Annotated in this window: 13 protein-coding genes; 10 read left to right on the forward strand and 3 right to left on the reverse strand. The window is 54.1% G+C overall.

The features are described from left to right. Positions 1-346 precede the first annotated feature (346 nt). The 5 genes from G006_RS0118300 (at position 347) to G006_RS0118320 (ending at position 8281) form a co-directional block, all read left to right on the forward strand. Positions 347-2383, forward strand: a complete 2037-nt coding sequence (locus G006_RS0118300) for a TonB-dependent receptor plug domain-containing protein (protein WP_051067723.1) — start codon at positions 347-349, stop codon at positions 2381-2383. A gap of 27 nt (positions 2384-2410) precedes the next feature. Beyond that, complete coding sequence (locus G006_RS0118305) at positions 2411-3499, forward strand: lipocalin family protein (RefSeq protein ID WP_020484678.1); 1089 nt, start codon at positions 2411-2413, stop codon at positions 3497-3499. Between the two features lie 153 nt (positions 3500-3652). Next, entirely contained in the window at positions 3653-4318 is a 666-nt protein-coding gene (locus G006_RS0118310; protein WP_235048887.1) for a YfiR family protein, read from the forward strand. Positions 4319-4322: 4 nt separating this feature from the next. After that, positions 4323-7355, forward strand: a complete 3033-nt coding sequence (locus G006_RS0118315) for a hybrid sensor histidine kinase/response regulator (RefSeq protein WP_020484680.1) — start codon at positions 4323-4325, stop codon at positions 7353-7355. Between the two features lie 2 nt (positions 7356-7357). Continuing rightward, the gene (locus tag G006_RS0118320) at positions 7358-8281 is read left to right on the forward strand and encodes a diguanylate cyclase domain-containing protein (protein WP_020484681.1); all 924 of its coding nucleotides are present in this window, start codon (positions 7358-7360) and stop codon (positions 8279-8281) included. Between the two features lie 47 nt (positions 8282-8328). Here the strand turns inward: G006_RS0118320 and G006_RS0118325 are convergent, their stop codons facing one another. After that, positions 8329-9183, reverse strand: coding sequence for an SIR2 family protein (locus G006_RS0118325; protein WP_020484682.1), 855 nt, complete (start codon positions 9181-9183; stop codon positions 8329-8331). A gap of 249 nt (positions 9184-9432) precedes the next feature. Between G006_RS0118325 and G006_RS0118330 the strand changes: the two genes are divergently transcribed. Together G006_RS0118330 and G006_RS0118335 are read left to right on the forward strand one after the other, a co-directional pair. Beyond that, positions 9433-10617 (forward strand): WD40/YVTN/BNR-like repeat-containing protein, encoded by a 1185-nt coding sequence (locus tag G006_RS0118330; protein ID WP_026147152.1) that lies wholly within the window; start codon positions 9433-9435, stop codon positions 10615-10617. A 5-nt stretch (positions 10618-10622) separates the two neighbouring features. Next, positions 10623-10901: a MoaD/ThiS family protein gene (locus G006_RS0118335; protein ID WP_026147153.1), complete on the forward strand. Its 279-nt coding sequence runs from the start codon at positions 10623-10625 to the stop codon at positions 10899-10901. Positions 10902-10940: 39 nt separating this feature from the next. On the opposite strand, the gene G006_RS0118340 is transcribed toward G006_RS0118335, so the two are convergent. After that, positions 10941-11492, reverse strand: a complete 552-nt coding sequence (locus tag G006_RS0118340; RefSeq protein ID WP_020484685.1) for a hypothetical protein — start codon at positions 11490-11492, stop codon at positions 10941-10943. A 148-nt stretch (positions 11493-11640) separates the two neighbouring features. On the opposite strand from G006_RS0118340, the gene G006_RS0118345 reads away from it, so the two are divergent. Further along, positions 11641-12123 (forward strand): YajQ family cyclic di-GMP-binding protein, encoded by a 483-nt coding sequence (locus G006_RS0118345; protein WP_020484686.1) that lies wholly within the window; start codon positions 11641-11643, stop codon positions 12121-12123. 200 nt (positions 12124-12323) lie between these two features. Then, entirely contained in the window at positions 12324-12980 is a 657-nt protein-coding gene (locus G006_RS0118350; protein ID WP_020484687.1) for a redoxin family protein, read from the forward strand. 239 nt (positions 12981-13219) lie between these two features. On the opposite strand, the gene G006_RS0118355 is transcribed toward G006_RS0118350, so the two are convergent. Then, the gene (locus G006_RS0118355) at positions 13220-13960 is read right to left on the reverse strand and encodes a hypothetical protein (RefSeq protein WP_020484688.1); all 741 of its coding nucleotides are present in this window, start codon (positions 13958-13960) and stop codon (positions 13220-13222) included. A gap of 489 nt (positions 13961-14449) precedes the next feature. Between G006_RS0118355 and G006_RS0118360 the strand changes: the two genes are divergently transcribed. Further along, complete coding sequence (locus tag G006_RS0118360; protein WP_020484689.1) at positions 14450-15955, forward strand: helicase HerA-like domain-containing protein; 1506 nt, start codon at positions 14450-14452, stop codon at positions 15953-15955. Positions 15956-16029 lie beyond the last annotated feature (74 nt).

Consider the following 16029-nt stretch of genomic DNA (forward strand, 5'->3'; position numbering starts at 1 on the left):
TTACGGTCCGGCGTTTGGCCGCGCTGATTTGTTCATCACCGTCATTCCCGTCCGAATCGGAACCCGGAACATTCAAAGTTCAGGAGCTTCGCTTTCGCAGAGATGGCGCTGCAACCAGCGTTGCCTTAGCGCGGAGCCGATTACTTGTCGCTGGCGCGCAATTTTGCCGCATGAAATGTGATAGCCCTCAAAAAACGCAATGAATTTTTCGATGTTGGCGCATTGCAGACCCTTTATCGGCATTTAGCGACTATCTTGTAAACGGTTTGCCGGAGCGGGTATCGCTGGATGGATAGCCGACGGCCCCCCGCGTCAAAATAGTTGTCACCTCAAAATAATAAAAAAAATGAAAGCAAAGATATGGCTTGATGGTCGGTATCAAATACAAGCGACGAATCGATTAAACCTGTTCCTGTTCGGTATGGCGCTTAACGTCAATATCTTCGGTAGCGCGGTGGCAGATAACGCGCCGGATATCGAAGCTTTTTCCATCAACGAACTGATGCAAATGGAAGTGTCGTCGGCTTCCAGAAAGTCGCAGACCGTATCCGATACCGCGGCGGCGGCGTTCGTGATCAGTCAGGAAGACATTCGCCGTTCCGGTGCCACCAGTATTCCCGATGCACTTCGCCTGGCGCCCGGCCTTGAGGTAGCGCAAATCAACGCCAGTGTCTGGGCGGTTACCGCGCGCGGCTTCAATAGCCGTTATGCCAATAAATTGCTGGTACTGATGGATGGTCGTAGCGTTTATACGCCGCTGTTTTCCGGGGTATTCTGGGATTTACAGGATACGCTGATGGAAGACATCGAGCGTATCGAAGTAATCCGTGGGCCGGGCGCGGTGATGTGGGGCGCCAATGCGGTAAACGGTGTGATCAATATCATTACGAAGAAGGCCAAGGACACCCAAGGTAATCTGTTCGTGGCCGGCGGCGGCAACCAGGAGCGCGGCTTCGCCGGTTATCGGCACGGTGGTCGTATCGGCGACGACGGTAGTTACCGGGTGTATGCCAAAACCTTTGAGCGCGATACCTTTGTTAACGCAAGCGGAGAAAGGCTGCACGACGACTGGCGCTCGGTGCAGGGCGGTTTTCGCATCGACGACCGCATCTCCAATGACAGCCGTTACACCGTGCAAGGCGATGTTTACCGCAAGACCATAGGTAATACCGTGGTACCGCAAACCGTGTTGCCGCCGTTTAACCGCGAGTTCAATTTCGACGACCATGCCGATGGCGCCAACCTGCTGGCGCGTTGGGAAGGCAATTTCAGCGACGGTTCTGAATTCATGCTGCAAGGCTATTATGACCGGGTCGCTTTCAGCGCCGCAGCGCTGTCCGACAGTCAAGATATGTTGGATATCGATTTTCAGCATCGCCTGCATCCCAATGCCGACCACGATTTGATGTGGGGCGCCAGTTACCGGTTTATTCACAGTACCACGGTCAATACCTCGGCTATCGCCTTTACGCCCAACAGCTTGGGTTACCACAACGGCAGCGTCTTCGTGCAGGACGATATCACGTTGATAGACAACACCCTGCGCTTGACGCTGGGCACCAAGCTGGAAGAAAGCCATTTCGGTAATACTCAAGTGCAGCCTAATGCCCGGTTAATGTGGACACCGGACCAAGTGCATTCGGTATGGGCCTCGGTTTCTAGGGCGTCGCGGACACCGGCGCGCGGCGAAGCCCAGGCCAATGTGGGGCTGGGCGGCGTGCCGACCGGTTTGCCGGCGCCTTTCGATCAGATTCAAGTCATCGCTCAGCCCAACCCCAATCTCCGCGCCGAAAAAATCTTCGCCGCCGAAATCGGTTACCGCACTCAGTGGACCGAAAAATTCTCCACCGATATTACCGCCTTCAGCAACCATTACAGCGATTTGGTGCTATTCCGCCGCGGGGAGTTGGTAGGGCTCACCCAGTCGTTGATCTGGAGTAACGCTCAGCAAGATTTCACCACGCGCGGCATCGAGATCGCCAGTGAATGGCATGTGTTGGATTGGATGCGCTTCAGCGGCAATTACAGTCATCTGAAAATGGAAATCCCCCAGGATCCGCTCAATCCGGATATTGCCGGCCTGAGCCCACGCCATCGCGGCTCCTTACGCTGGCAGATGGATTTGCCGGAAAAAATCAAGCTCGACTTTACCCTGCGCCACGTTGGCCGCTTGCATTCCACCAGCCAGGCGGTGCCGGCCTACACCACCTTTGATGCCAGACTGGCTTACGAACCCTATAACGGCGTGGAGTTCGCCGTCATCGCCCAAAATCTGTTCTCGCCCAGCCATCCCGAATATAAAGATTCATCCGCGCTGTCCTTGCCGAGTAGTGCTGTGGAAGTGCCGCGCTCGATCTACGGCAAACTCAGCTGGCGCTTTTGATTTTTCAACCCGTAAAGAGTATCGACCATGCGTAAGCTCTGGAAAAAATTGCCCTGGATTATTGCCGGGATTGTGTTGATTGTCGGCCTGCTGAAGCCGCCGTTATTGCCTTGGCTGCTGTTAGTATTGACCGTGCTGGCGTGTTTATTTCTGCCGCGCCGCGGGCTGATCGGTCCTGTCGAGCTACCGGCCGACGATGCCTTTTTACCTAGTGAACAAGTGCAGTGGTGGTATTGGACCGGGCATTTATTCACCGACGACGGCCGTCGCTTTGGCTTTGAAATCGTGTTTTTCTCGTTCGACAGTTTGGTGATTTTTCGCGATCAGCTGGTGCAGGCGGCGGTTACCGATGTGAATGGTCAACGTTTCTCGTTTGAAGAGTTCGTCGAGTTTCATTTGCCCAATCGAACCCCAAACGGTTTCAAGCTGACGTCCGGCGCCGACAATAAAGTCACAGCGGTCGGTGGCGATGGCCATGATCGTTTGCATGCGCAAGTCGGCGACTATGTGCTGGACCTGGAGCTCAATGCCACTCAGCCGCCGGCATTACATTACGGTGGCGATCCGCATCCCTATCGTTTCGGCGGCTATACCTATTACTATTCTCGGCCGAAAATGGCGACCACCGGTACTATCAGTATCGGCGGCCAGACTTTTCAGGTCACTGGCAACAGTTGGTTCGACAGACAATATGGCGAGCTCTACCAAGCCATTTTGCAAGGCTGGCAATGGTTTGCGATCGAATTGGCCGACAACCGGCAAATCATGTTGTTCGACTTCAAGGGTAGCGACACTTCAGTGGAAAAATCCGGCTCGATTACCGATGCGCGAGGGCAAACCGTCACGCTGGCGGCGCACGAATTCACGGTAACCGTGCTCGGTGAATGGACCAGTCCCAACACCGGCTGTACGTATCCTTCCGGTTGGGAAGTCGAGGTGCGTGGGGAAAAATTTACCGTGCAGCCTTTGGTGCAGGATCAGGAATTGCGCGCGCAGCATACTTTTTGGGTGGGGCCTATATATTGGGAAGGCGCGTGCAGCGTGGCCGGTTCAGCTGCCGGTAATGCCTACGTAGAGTTGAACGGTTTTTGCCGTTGCCCTGGTAGAGGTGGTTAAATTACTGAATCATTCGACATCGAGCTTAGAAACGCAAGCCGGTCCCTGACTGGATTGCTGGGGTTTGCGTTTCTACCTTAACAAACTTGATTGCCGGCTCCCGCCAAACAACATCATCGTTAATCTACCCGGACGGTTCTTAACCAAAACCTGATGCAAAAAGGATCTCGCATACATTACGAAATGGCCGGACAGAAAAGTTTAGGTTACGCGTCGGGCGTGATGCGGGGCATTATCAAAAACTATCTGACCAAGCGTTTTTTCGCACCGCAATCCAGACGCTATAGGGCGCGCAAATGGATTTTCGCCTGTTTTTGCCTTTTAGTGCCTGGCTGGCAGGTGTTGCCGGCCGCCAGCCTGTCGGAGGCGCAGATCAAAGCCGCCTATCTATACAATTTTGCCAAATTCGTGGAATGGCCGGCCGACGCATTGCCGCCTGGTGCGGACATTTTGCTATGTGTGGTCGGCAATAGCTTGCTGGACAGCGAGTTACAAGCCCTGGACGGGCGCAAAGCCGGCGAACGCACCTTGCGGTTTGTCCAACATAACTATACCGATCCGGATTTGACTAATTGCCATCTGTTGTTTCTCGGCAGCTCAGAGAAAGCCCACTTTGTGGTGACCTTAAAAGCACTGCGCGATGCGCCAGTGTTGACCTTATCCGATATCGACGACTTTGCCGAAAAAGGCGGCGGTATCAGCTTGCTGTTTCGTGAAAATAAGGTGGTATTTGAAGTGAATCTGGAACCGATTCGTAATGCCCGGCTGCATTTACCCGGCCAACTGTTGAATATAGCCGCCATTGTTTACGGGAGATAGTTTGATGCGCGTTTTGCCCAATTTTGCCAACTGGTCTCTGCGGCGCAAACTGGTGTCCATCATCATGTTTAGTTGTGCGGTATGCCTGTTCGTCAGTCTGTCGGTGATGGTAGTTAGCTCGGTGGTGAGCCGCTATCGCAGCGTGTTGCACGAATTGTCCAGTTTGGCGGACGTGTTAGCCGAAAACGGTCAAGCCGCGCTGGTGTTTGCCGATAAAGCCGAAGCCAGCAGGTTGCTGGTGTCTTTGAAAGACCGGCCAGAGCTCAATGCAGCCTGGATGGTGTCCGCCGATGGCGGTGTAATCGCGTCATGGAGCCGGGGAACGGCGGATGTCGGCATACCCAGCGACTACCGGCGACCGTTTCGCGAACTGCGCACCAACTTCTGGAGCCGGCGCGCCGAGCTATTCACGCCGGTGATCAAAAATACCGAGTTGGTCGGCTATGTGTTGTTGCAAGCCGATTTCACCGCGCAATGGAACGATCAACTGGTCGATTTAGGCAAGAGTTTGGGGGCTGCGGGGCTGGCGCTGATATTGGTTTATCTGTTGGCAATCCGCTTGCAACGCATCATTTCCAGGCCGATAGAGGAGTTGGCTACTGCCGCGCGGCTTATCGCCGAGGATAAAAATTACACCTTGCGTGTGGCGCAGCGCGACCGAGACGAGATTGGCGATTTGGTGCAGGCCTTTAATACCATGTTGGGCGAGATCCAATTGCGCGATGAAACCCTTACCGGCCATCGCGACCGCCTGGAAGCCGAAGTGGCGCAGCGTACTGAAGAGTTATTGCAAGCCAAAGAAGAAGCGGAAGCTGCATCGCGCTCCAAAGGCATGTTCCTGGCGAATATGAGTCATGAAATCCGCACGCCGATGAATGCGATCATCGGCTTGTCGGATTTGGCGTTGAACAGCGATCTGTCGCCTAAGCTGCGCGATTATCTAAGGAAAATCCACACCTCATCGCTCGCCTTGCTGGGGATTACCAACGACATTCTCGATTATTCCAAGGTCGAAGCCGGCCGCATGGAATTGCAGACCGAAGCGTTTAGTTTGGAGGATGTGCTGGAGAATGTGCTGAATCTGTTCATCGTCCGCGCCGAGGAAAAAGGCCTGGAGCTGGTGCTGGAACTGGATTCCGCATTGCCGCCGCGCTTAATTGGCGATGCGCTGCGCTTGGGGCAAATATTGAACAATCTGGTTGGTAATGCGGTGAAATTTACCGAGGCGGGGGAAATTCATATCAAAGTTTCGCAGTTGGCAAAAACCCACGGCTACTCCACCTTGAGTTTTTCGGTACGTGATACCGGTATTGGCATGTCTGCGGAACAGCTCGAGCATTTGTTTCATGCCTTTACCCAGGCCGACGGCTCGATTACCCGCCGCTTTGGCGGTACCGGGCTGGGATTGACCATCAGCAAGCGGCTGGTGGAAATGATGGGCGGCAATTTAGCCGTGCAGAGTCAGCTTGGCGAAGGCAGCTTATTCGAGTTTACGCTGCTGCTGCCGTTTCCGTCCGAGCAGAAAGCGCGGCCAATTCCCGGCCATCTGCAAAGCATGCGGGTGTTGATCGTCGACGATTTGGACATTTCCCGACAGATGTTGCGCGATATTTTGCTGGCCTGGGGCTTCCAGGTCGAGGAAGCCGCGTCCGGGGCCCAAGCCTTAGAAGCACTGCGCGCTGCCAACGATGTCAATCGGGATTTCGAATTGGTGCTGCTGGATTGGAAAATGCCAGGCCTGGATGGTGTGCAGGTTACCCGGGAAATTCGGGAGATGGTGCGCCGCACCGAGATTCGCAGCGCCCCGGTCGTAATTATGGTGACCGCCTTCAGCCGCGAGAAATTGTTAAGTGCGGCGGGCGATGCGATACCCGACGATATTTTGGTCAAGCCGGTGATGCCATCGACCTTGCTGGAAGCCTTGACGCGTTTGCAGGGCGGCAACCCTGAGCAGGGCACTGAACAAAGCCGGCCGCTGCTGGCGGGGATGGCGGCTTCGATACGTGGGGCACGCATTCTGTTGGTGGAGGACAACGAGGTCAACCAAATGGTAGCCCGGGAATATCTGGAAAGCTCCGGCTTACACGTCACCGTGGTTAATAACGGCCGGGAAGGGGTCGAGGCGGTCAGGAAAAACCGTTACGACGCCGTATTGATGGATTTACAAATGCCGGAGATGAGCGGTATCGAAGCTACTCGGCTGATCCGCCAGGATGCGCGCTTTGCCGAATTGCCCATCATTGCCATGACGGCGGCGGTACAGGAGCGCGAGCGCAACGATTGTTACGCTTCCGGCATGAACGATCATATCGGCAAGCCGGTGTTGCCGCAGACTTTGATGGCGGCGTTGGTACGTTGGATCAAACCGTCGGGACGAAGCGTATCTCTCGAGCCGGCACCGCCGAAGTCAGCGTCTATGGTCTCCTGCTTATCCAGGGAACTGCCTGGATTCGATATGGCGTATATTCGGATTATGATCGGCGAGGACAGCCGTAAATTACAACTTTTGTTTGAGTGTTTTAGGGATAAATTTGCCGATACAATGCAACGCCTGAGAGCCTTGCATAGCGCCGAAAAAACCGAGCAGGCGGTCGATTTGCTGCACAATTTGAAAGGAGCCGCCGGCGTGCTGGGCGCTGTCGAACTAAGCCGGGCCGCGGCGAATCTGGAGGAAGCTTTGCATGCCGGCATGCCGTTCGACGCGTGCCTCGCCGCTTGCGAGACCAGTTTGGCGGAAACCCTGAACACGATTGCCGATTTCACCGCTAAGGGTGTTGTTGCAGAAGAGCAGAGCCAAGCCGCCGATTGGGTAGCGGCAAACGAGTTGGCCGGCCAGTTGCGCGACTTGTTGGAGGGGAGCGATTTTGTACCGAATGACTTGATCGAGCAATTGAAGAGCGCGCTGCCTTGCCCGGAAACCCAGTTACTGATAAAAAAAATAGAAAAACAGGTCGGCAATATCGACTATGGGCGGGCTCGAGTGACGCTTGCCGAGTTGGTAACTTTGATAGCGTCACAGCGACAAAACAGAGGATAGTCATGACTACCGAGATCTCCAAGCCCTTGATTTTGATCGTAGACGATACGCCGACCAACATTCAGGTGTTGGCGGAAAATTTGATCGACGAGTATCGCATCAAGGTGGCGGTCAGCGGTGAGGCGGCGCTGGAGGCCATCGACCGGCAAGGTCCGCCCGATCTGATCCTGTTGGATGTGATGATACCGGGCATGGACGGATATGAAGTCTGCCGGCGTCTGAAAAGCGACCCGCAAACAGCGGCTATTCCGGTGATATTTGTGACGGCGATGAATGCGGCGACCAATGAAGAATACGGGCTGAATCTCGGTGCGATGGACTACATTACCAAGCCGTTTTATTTGCCGGTGGTTAAGGCACGGATTCGTAATCATATTCGCCTGAAACGGATGACCGATATGTTGGAAGCGATGGCCTGGATGGACGGTCTGACCGGCATCCCCAATCGTCGGCGCTTCGATCAGGTGTTGGAAAACGAATGGAAGCGGGCGCAGCGCAATCAGTTGCCGTTGGCATTAGTCATGGTGGATGTCGATTACTTTAAAGCTTATAACGACTGTCATGGTCATGGCGCGGGCGATATATGCTTGCGGCAGGTGGCAACGATATTGGCGGCCTCGGTGAGTCGCTCTGGCGATTTGGTGGCGCGTTACGGCGGGGAAGAGTTTGTCATGCTGATGCCGGAAACCGACGCCGAAGGCGCCCGACGCGTGGCCGAACTGCTATGCCGGCGCATTGAAGCGCAGCAAATTCCGCATACCGGCTCCAGCGCTTCGCCTTGGGTGACGATTAGCGCTGGTTTTGCAGTAGTGGTGCCGGATCTGCAACAGATGCCGTCCGAATTGTTGGACGAGGCTGATCGGCAGTTATATTTGGCTAAAGAAAACGGTCGAAACGGCGCGCGCGGAAACTATTCGACCGTTTAGGTTTAGCCCGGCCGCGTGTTCTCACCGGCCGAGCTTGCGGGATTTTTTTAAGCGGCGACAGCCGAAGCTTGTACCGATTGCAGGAAGTCCTGGCAGTCGGCGTTAATCAGCTCAAAGCCCATTTTGGCGCTAAAGCGTTTTTCCTTGTCGGTAGGGTTTTTTCTTAAAAACCAGCCTCTGTGTTCGTCGGCGCCGTAGGTGATGTCGCTCATGACCATCCGCTCGGAATCGCGATTGAGCGGCAAACCCAGCAGCAGGTATTTTTTGCCTTTGCGGTAATCCTTTAAAAAATCCGGGATCGCGAAACCGCCCATCAGCTCGGTGATGTAATCGACATAGTCGGCATCGGAGGCGATGTAATTGGATTCGGGTTTTGGCGTGCCCATAGGTTTAAACAAGATCGGTAGATTTCTATCGACTTGTTCCTGCGGAATTTCGAAATAGCTGCTGCCGTCGTAATGAAAAATTTTGAACCGAAAAGCGGTAGCGACGATCCGCGCGACACCGATAATCAGAGTGTGTTCCTCGTCCGCATAGCTGTCTTGCAATTGGGTGTCGCGGTTAACGTCGACCACATATTTGGGCCGCCATTCTTTCAACCAATCATGCATGGATGCGCGGGTGTATTGAATTTGTCCGTAAGTCTTGTCGAGAAACTGCGAGACATAGTTGCGGCCGCGCTTCAGTTCCTGGTTCATCGCCGCGCGCGGAAACTCGTACATCAGTTTCGGCGCCATGGGTTTGCCGCCATTCATCGCCAAAATCAGGCTGTTGCTGTCGGCGGGCATCGGCTCTTGCGTCAGTTTGCTTTTGGCATCGAACACCGCTCCCGGCCCCAGATAGGGAATGACTTGATTATCGTACAAACCGCTTAGAATTTCGGAAAATACCGTATTTGACATGGTTGGCCCCAGCTAAATGAAAAGTAATACTTAGCTCAAGCAAAATTCAATCCAGTTTGCTTATTAGCTTACAGGCCTTGCTCTGCATGGCTTGCAGCTTTTTGCGGCGCGGGTGGAAAGACAACAACCGTATAAACCTAGATGAAATTGTCGTAACTGCGACAAATTTGCGCAGCGATGGACGACACGCGGCTGCGTTTGAAGTATTCGCTCGAATTAAAAACATCCATTGCAAAGAGAGGTATAGCCATGTCCGATATGCTTATTTTGGGTACCCGCAAGGGTACGGTCATATTTGATCGGACGAAAGGCGCTTGGCGTCCGCGTCCCATTGCCCATGCCGGCATTCCGGTTTGCTACGCCGCGCGCGACCCGCGTGACGGCACCTTGTGGGCTTCGCTGGATCATGGCCATTGGGGGCCGAAGCTGTCGCGGTCGCGCGATGGCGGCGAGACCTGGGAAGATGTGTCGTCGTTAAAGTATCCCGAAGGCGCGCGCTACATCGTCAAATACCTCCCAACGCCGGATTTCGATCCCGAGGCCCCGGTTGGACAGGCCGAGTATCAGCATGCCACGGTGTTCAAGATCTGGCATCTGGCCTTCGGCAGCGCCGAACAAGCCGGCAGGATTTATGCCGGTACTATTCCCGGCGGGCTCTTTGTCAGCGACGATGGCGGCGACAGCTGGACGCTAAACCGGCCGTTGTGGAATCACGAGAGCCGAGGCGGCGATTTGTTTGCCGGCGAGGCGACCAGCGAGAATCGCTGGGGCGGCACGCCGGCCAGTATCGATTACGGCGTATTCGAACCTGGCATTCATTCCGTCGTTGTCGATCCTCGCGACCCGAATCGGATTCATGTCGCGGTATCGTCGGCTGGCGTATTGGAATCCGCGGACGGCGGCCGGACTTGGCTAGGTCGAAATGGCGGCTTGTTGATGGACTATCTGCCGAATCCGGCGGCGGATTGGGGTCACGATCCGCATTTCATGACCCACTGTTGCGGGCAACCGGAGCATCTTTGGCAACAAAATCATTGCGGCGTGTTTTACAGCGACGACGGCGCTCGGCACTGGCGCAAGGTCAGTCTACCGGATGCCGGCGTACATTTTGGTTTCCCGATTGCTGTCGATGAGCGTGACGGTCGCATTGCCTGGGTAGTGCCGGCACGGGCGGATTCGGAACGGATGGCAATTGGCGGCGGCTTGTGTGTGGCCCGGACCACAGACGGCGGGCAGACTTGGCAAACCTTTCGCGCCGGCCTGCCGCAGGAGCATGCTTACGATATTGTCCTGAGGCATGGGCTTGATATTGCCGGCGATTGCCTGTGTTTTGCTAGTACCACCGGCAACGTCTATTTGTCGGAAGACCGGGGCGAGACCTGGCAGTGTCTGGGTAACCATTTTCCGCCGGTCTATTCGGTACGTTTTGGTTAGCCGCCATGCCGACTGTAAAAATGACTTCGCATCTTTACCGCTTCTTTCCTGGATTGGAGGGCAGCGCAATAACGGTGCCGGCCGGTTCGGTGGCGGAAGTTTTACAAGCCGTCAACCAGCTTGCTCCAGGATTCACCGATTACATACTGGATGAACGCGGGGCGTTGCGCCGCCATGTTTACCTTAGCGTTGACGATACCATTGTGGTCGACAGAAAGACGCTTTCGGATCGGGTCTCGGAGCATGGGGTTGTCTATATTTTTCAGGCACTGAGCGGCGGTTAAGTGCTTTTGCCGGAAACCATCGGACTGTCCAAGCACAGACTAGTGCCAGCCACCGTATTGTGTTGTCGGGTCGCCACGAAAACCGGATGTGGTCTTGTTGGCATCGGGCACATGCGCGGTACTTTCCGCTGCTTGCACCATATTGTTATGGGTATAACCGCCCATAGCCTTGGCTTGTTTGGCGATGGCGGTGGTCGTGGGGTTTATGTCGTATTTGCTGGCGTCGGGATGGATCACCACGCTGATTAATTGTGCCTCTTTCGGCGCGTTGGGGCCCGGTGTGTAACTTAGAATGACCGGTAAATCGGTGCCGGCGGGTACTTGAATTTCATAGCGCTGGCTATTGTTGAGTTCGGTGCTGGCAAGCGTTTTCCCGCTTTCGGATAGTAAGCTGACAGTGCCGGTTTTCAGCGGTCCGGCGTTGTCGCTGACCGCGCCGAGCAACGATGTAGTGCGCAGGGTTTGTTTGACGGCGGCTTTGCTGGGAGCGCTTGATTTTGCTTGGTCCTGGCCGCAACCGGTCATTATTCCGGAGATCAGCAGGGTAAGGCCGGCGATCAGGGCAAGTGTGAATGTAGTCGGGTTTTTCATCTGTGTCTCCGTTGACGTCAGTTTAAGATACCCGCTAAATCGGCCAGCGACAAGTAGGGTTTGCGTGCCACGGGCGCTCAGATAGCAGTTGAATAAAGCCGCTAAGGTCGTTATAGTTGCCCAACTTTTATACTTGTAAATCAATGCTATGCCTTCATTCGACATCGTTTCAGAACTCGACAGCCACGAAGTGACCAACGCAGTGGACCAGGCCAATAAAGAAGTCGCTACCCGATTTGATTTCAAAGGCTCCAATGCCTGTTTCGAACAGCAGGACGACAGCATCGTGATGAAAGCCGAATCGACCTTTCAACTGCAACAAATGTTGCCGATTTTGTATGCCAAAATGGGTAAACGCGGCATCGATATTTCCAGTTTGGAAAGCGGCAAGATTCAGGACACCGGCAAAACTGCTCAGCAACCTATCACCTTAAAGCAGGGTGTGGGTACCGATCTGGCGAAAAAAATCGTCAAGCTGATCAAGGATAAGAAACTAAAAGTCCAGGCCGCGATCAACGGCGATAAGGTGCGCGTGACCGGCAAAAAACGTGACGACTTGCAGGAAGTGATTCAAATGTTGCGCACGGAAGAATTGGAGCAACCCTTGCAGTTCAATAACTTTCGCGACTAGTTTCGGTTCCGAAGCTTTTAAGTTAACTAAGAGGGTTGTCGGCCGTCTCGCGGATTTGGATTCTTCAAGGACTTCCGTTTAATTCCTTCCGGCTGACCATGGAGGCCGGATAACAAGTTGATCCCGTTCGTGCCAGGCTTGCACAGTGAACCCCATCAACTTGTTCGAAGATTTCGTTAAAACTATCGGGGGAGAGCGATATGCGAACGGTAATGATCGGTCAAAAAGTGCCGCCCCTATCGGTTTCCGAATGGGTGCAGGGACAGTCTGTCAATTTCGAACAATTGCGTGGTCAAGTTGTGTTGGTGGCGGTGTTTCAAGTCAACTGTCCCGGCTGTTTTTTGTCTTGTTTGCCGCAGGTCTTGGCGTTAAAACAACGTTATGCCGAGAGCGGTTTGACCGTGCTGGGGTTGGCTACCGCGTTTGAGGACTTCGATAAAAATAATCTGCAAAACTTGAAACGTCTGATCGAAACCGGCGAAGTGGTCGGCGAAACCTTGCGAGTGTTAAGTGGGCGAGGTCTGTTGCAGGACGGCAAGTTACCGTATCGCCTCGATTTTCCGGTAGCAATGGATAGATTGACCAAGCGTGAATTCGGCAGTATTGAAAGCGAAATTGACGCCTTTATCAGCCAACGCTTAAGCGATTTGGAGCAAGACATCGGTTTACGCCAACCGCATGTGCGAGCGCAGGTAAAACAATATCTACAAACCCTGGATTATCACGCCGAAACCTTCGAATTTTTCCAGTTACAAGGCACCCCATCCTATATTCTGGTTGATAGAGCGGGCTTGCTGGTCCAATGTAAGTTTGGCGCTTATCCCGATCTGGAAACCGATATTCTCAAGCTGTTGTAACTCCCGTTCGGGTGCGCTAGGTTCGCTGCGTAGCCGCCAGATAGTGCGTAAACGGTATTGAATGCGGCCGGTGAATGTCACTCTGGCTCGCGCGGGGCTTTAGACGCAGCAGTTACAAAGCCAGCGACTGCTTGTGACGAAATCTTAAGGCGACATCCGTGTCTAGTGTTAACGTTTTTTAGCAAGCCAAACCTGCCGTTTCCGGATAAGTCAGGCTGGGGTATAGCAATACAACCGTCTTACGGGCTTACTTTGCGACGCAAACCAATCAGGCCTGCCAAAGCTGAGGCAAACAACCAGACAGCACCAGGAACAGGCACTGCGGTTGATCCGCCTTCAACAAACGGCGTAAATACCAGACTTTGTGATGATTGTTTTTTCTCGATCAATGCGGAATCACCTACATTGAAAGATTCAGCGGTTAAGTCGTTTTGGATTCTGACGCGAACATCGGCATTACCCCAAGCAACAGGCGTATTCAACGTAGCCGAGGCCGACCAAGTGCTTAGCGGGCAGCCAGTTGATGTGGCGCATGAGTCTGTCAATGGCCCAGCGGAAAAATTGGTCGCGATATGATCCACCCCATTCCACAGATTGGTTAAACGCAATTGACCGGATGCATCGACCGAAGGCGCCAAGGTGATGCTGCCGGAACGATTGACCAGACGGTAGTCGCCGTTTTCCACCAGGCTTACGCCACTCAAACTCAGATTCGCATCGGGTCTGATGTCAAACTGCACGTTGCTGTTGGTGAACACCGTACCTTGGGTACCGGTTGCTTGGGCTTTAAAGTTCAACGGCGAGAACAAAACGCTATTGCCGTCACCCGATAAAGTCGGGGCGCCAAACAAGCCTAAATTGGTGTCGTCATAGATAGCCGTAAAGCCGTTACCGTCCAACGAAATTAATGCCGCCGAGGCATTCCCGCTGAATATTGAAATTACCCCGGCAAATGCCAGGAGCGAAGTTTTAAATTTCATAAAAGTCCCTAATAACTTTAAAAAGGCAAGTTGACTTCAAGTCGAACCATTAGCTTTCACTAAAGGCCTATCAAAGTCGGTTAAAGTGTGCTGGCCGCATTGTGTTTGGAACTTTTCAATGCGTTGCCGCTTCCATTGCCAGCTACCTACGTTCAGCCTTTTGTCGAGAAGATCTCGAATAAAAACAAAGTCGTCGGTATTCTTCCTAGAAATTCTGTCTTGGCGACCTAGCAGAGTTCCGGTCGGTGCGCAATCGTACGAATTGTCCAAGTCAAAACGGTTACCGAACCGTGAAGGTTTGAAGAAATGTATTACAAAGGTATTCTGCCCATAGTAGGGATGGCTTACTGAAAGCCCAGTAGGAGGCTTTGATTCTTTGAGACAAAGCAGCTCTAGCGAGGGACGCTAATGCCAACCTATACCTAACAATTCAGGTCATGGTATGGTTGCGCGACTTTTTTATCCTTGCCGCTTTTTCAGGAAATGCCCATGACCGAACCCTTGCTGATCGCCAAATCCCAACTTGCCGAACTTTGTCTGTTGCCGGCCATGGCTAACCGCCACGGCTTGATCGCCGGCGCTACCGGGACGGGTAAGACCATCACTCTGCAAACCTTGGCCGAAGCGTTTTCGCAAATCGGTGTACCGGTATTCATGGCCGATGTGAAGGGCGATTTGTCCGGTATCAGCCGGGTCGGTGGGGACAATGCCAAAGTTGAAGCGCGGCTGGCCGAGTTGGGCATAGCCGCCAACTATTCGGCGCTGCCGACTCTGTTTTGGGACGTGCTCGGTAAAAAAGGCCACCCCCTACGCTCGACCGTCTCGGAAATGGGGCCTCTTTTACTGGCGCGAATGCTGGACTTGAACGAGGTGCAAAGCGGCGTCCTCACTGCTGCCTTTAAAATTGCCGACGACAATGGCTGGCTGTTGCTGGATTTGAAAGACCTGCGGGCCTTGCTGCAATACGCGTCCGAAAACGCCTCGGAGCTGTCTAGCGAATACGGCAGTATCTCGGCGGCCAGCGTCGGCGCGATCCAGCGCGGTTTGCTGCAACTCGAGCACGAGGGTGGCGAGAATCTGTTCGGCGAGCCAGCCTTGGATTTCAACGACTTTCTGCAAACCGACGGCGGTAAGGGCGTGATCAATATTCTGGCGGCGGACACCTTGTATAACTCGCCGCGCGTTTACGCCACCTTGTTGCTGTGGTTGTTGTCCGAACTATTCGAAAATCTGCCGGAAGCCGGCGATCTGGATAAGCCCAAGCTCGTGTTCTTCTTCGACGAAGCGCATTTGCTCTTCAACGATGCGCCGTCGGCACTGCTGCAAAAAATCGAACAAGTGGTGCGCTTGATCCGTTCCAAGGGCGTGGGTGTGTATTTTGTCAGTCAAAATCCCTTGGATATTCCTGACGTGATTCTCGGCCAGCTCGGCAATCGGGTGCAGCATGCCTTGCGGGCGTTTACGCCGCGCGACCAAAAAGCCGTGAAAGCGGCGGCGGAAACCTTCCGGGCGAATCCAGGTTTGGATGTTGAAACAGCTATTACCGAGCTGGGTGTTGGCGAAGCCTTGGTGTCTTTCCTCGACGAAAAAGGTACGCCGATGCCGGTAGAGCGAGCAATGATCAAGCCGCCTAGTTCCCGAGTCGGCCCTGCCAGCGATGCCGAACGCCAGGAGTCTATCAGCACATCCGTGATTGCCGGCCATTACGAAAAACAGGTTGATCGCGAATCGGCTTACGAAATTTTGAAAGGCCGCGCGGAAAAAGTCGCTCCGCCCGAGCCCGCCGCCGAGAATGGTGGTTCCGGCTCAGGTTTCAATTGGGGCGAAGTATTGCTGGGCGGCGTGGGCGCGGCTACCAAATCGCGGCGCGGTCGCAGCGGCGGGCAAAGTGTGCTGGAAGCGGCCGCGAAAAGCGCCGCCCGCAGTATCGGCCAGGAAGTGGGCAAGCAAATTATTCGCGGCGTGTTGGGCTCGTTATTAGGTGGTCGGCGCTAAGGCCTAAAACATTGCTGACATAACGCTGTCAGGAGGGCTGTTTTAGGATGACGGCTCTTTTAACCACAACGAGG

It is taken from the genome of Methylomonas sp. MK1 (genome assembly GCF_000365425.1).
Taxonomy (GTDB): Bacteria; Pseudomonadota; Gammaproteobacteria; order Methylococcales; family Methylomonadaceae; genus Methylomonas.

What these genes read in the sequence shown, in the direction of transcription:
- G006_RS0118305 (WP_020484678.1), top strand. Translation starts at nt 2,411, where the DNA reads ATGCGTAAGCTCTGGAAAAAATTGCCCTGGATTATTGCCGGGATTGTG.
- G006_RS0118360 (WP_020484689.1), top strand. Translation starts at nt 14,450, where the DNA reads ATGACCGAACCCTTGCTGATCGCCAAATCCCAACTTGCCGAACTTTGT.
- G006_RS0118330 (WP_026147152.1), top strand. Translation starts at nt 9,433, where the DNA reads ATGTCCGATATGCTTATTTTGGGTACCCGCAAGGGTACGGTCATATTT.
- G006_RS0118315 (WP_020484680.1), top strand. Translation starts at nt 4,323, where the DNA reads ATGCGCGTTTTGCCCAATTTTGCCAACTGGTCTCTGCGGCGCAAACTG.
- G006_RS0118340 (WP_020484685.1), bottom strand. Translation starts at nt 11,492, where the DNA reads ATGAAAAACCCGACTACATTCACACTTGCCCTGATCGCCGGCCTTACC.
- G006_RS0118320 (WP_020484681.1), top strand. Translation starts at nt 7,358, where the DNA reads ATGACTACCGAGATCTCCAAGCCCTTGATTTTGATCGTAGACGATACG.
- G006_RS0118350 (WP_020484687.1), top strand. Translation starts at nt 12,324, where the DNA reads ATGCGAACGGTAATGATCGGTCAAAAAGTGCCGCCCCTATCGGTTTCC.
- G006_RS0118325 (WP_020484682.1), bottom strand. Translation starts at nt 9,183, where the DNA reads ATGTCAAATACGGTATTTTCCGAAATTCTAAGCGGTTTGTACGATAAT.
- G006_RS0118355 (WP_020484688.1), bottom strand. Translation starts at nt 13,960, where the DNA reads ATGAAATTTAAAACTTCGCTCCTGGCATTTGCCGGGGTAATTTCAATA.
- G006_RS0118345 (WP_020484686.1), top strand. Translation starts at nt 11,641, where the DNA reads ATGCCTTCATTCGACATCGTTTCAGAACTCGACAGCCACGAAGTGACC.
- G006_RS0118335 (WP_026147153.1), top strand. Translation starts at nt 10,623, where the DNA reads ATGCCGACTGTAAAAATGACTTCGCATCTTTACCGCTTCTTTCCTGGA.
- G006_RS0118300 (WP_051067723.1), top strand. Translation starts at nt 347, where the DNA reads ATGAAAGCAAAGATATGGCTTGATGGTCGGTATCAAATACAAGCGACG.
- G006_RS0118310 (WP_235048887.1), top strand. Translation starts at nt 3,653, where the DNA reads ATGCAAAAAGGATCTCGCATACATTACGAAATGGCCGGACAGAAAAGT.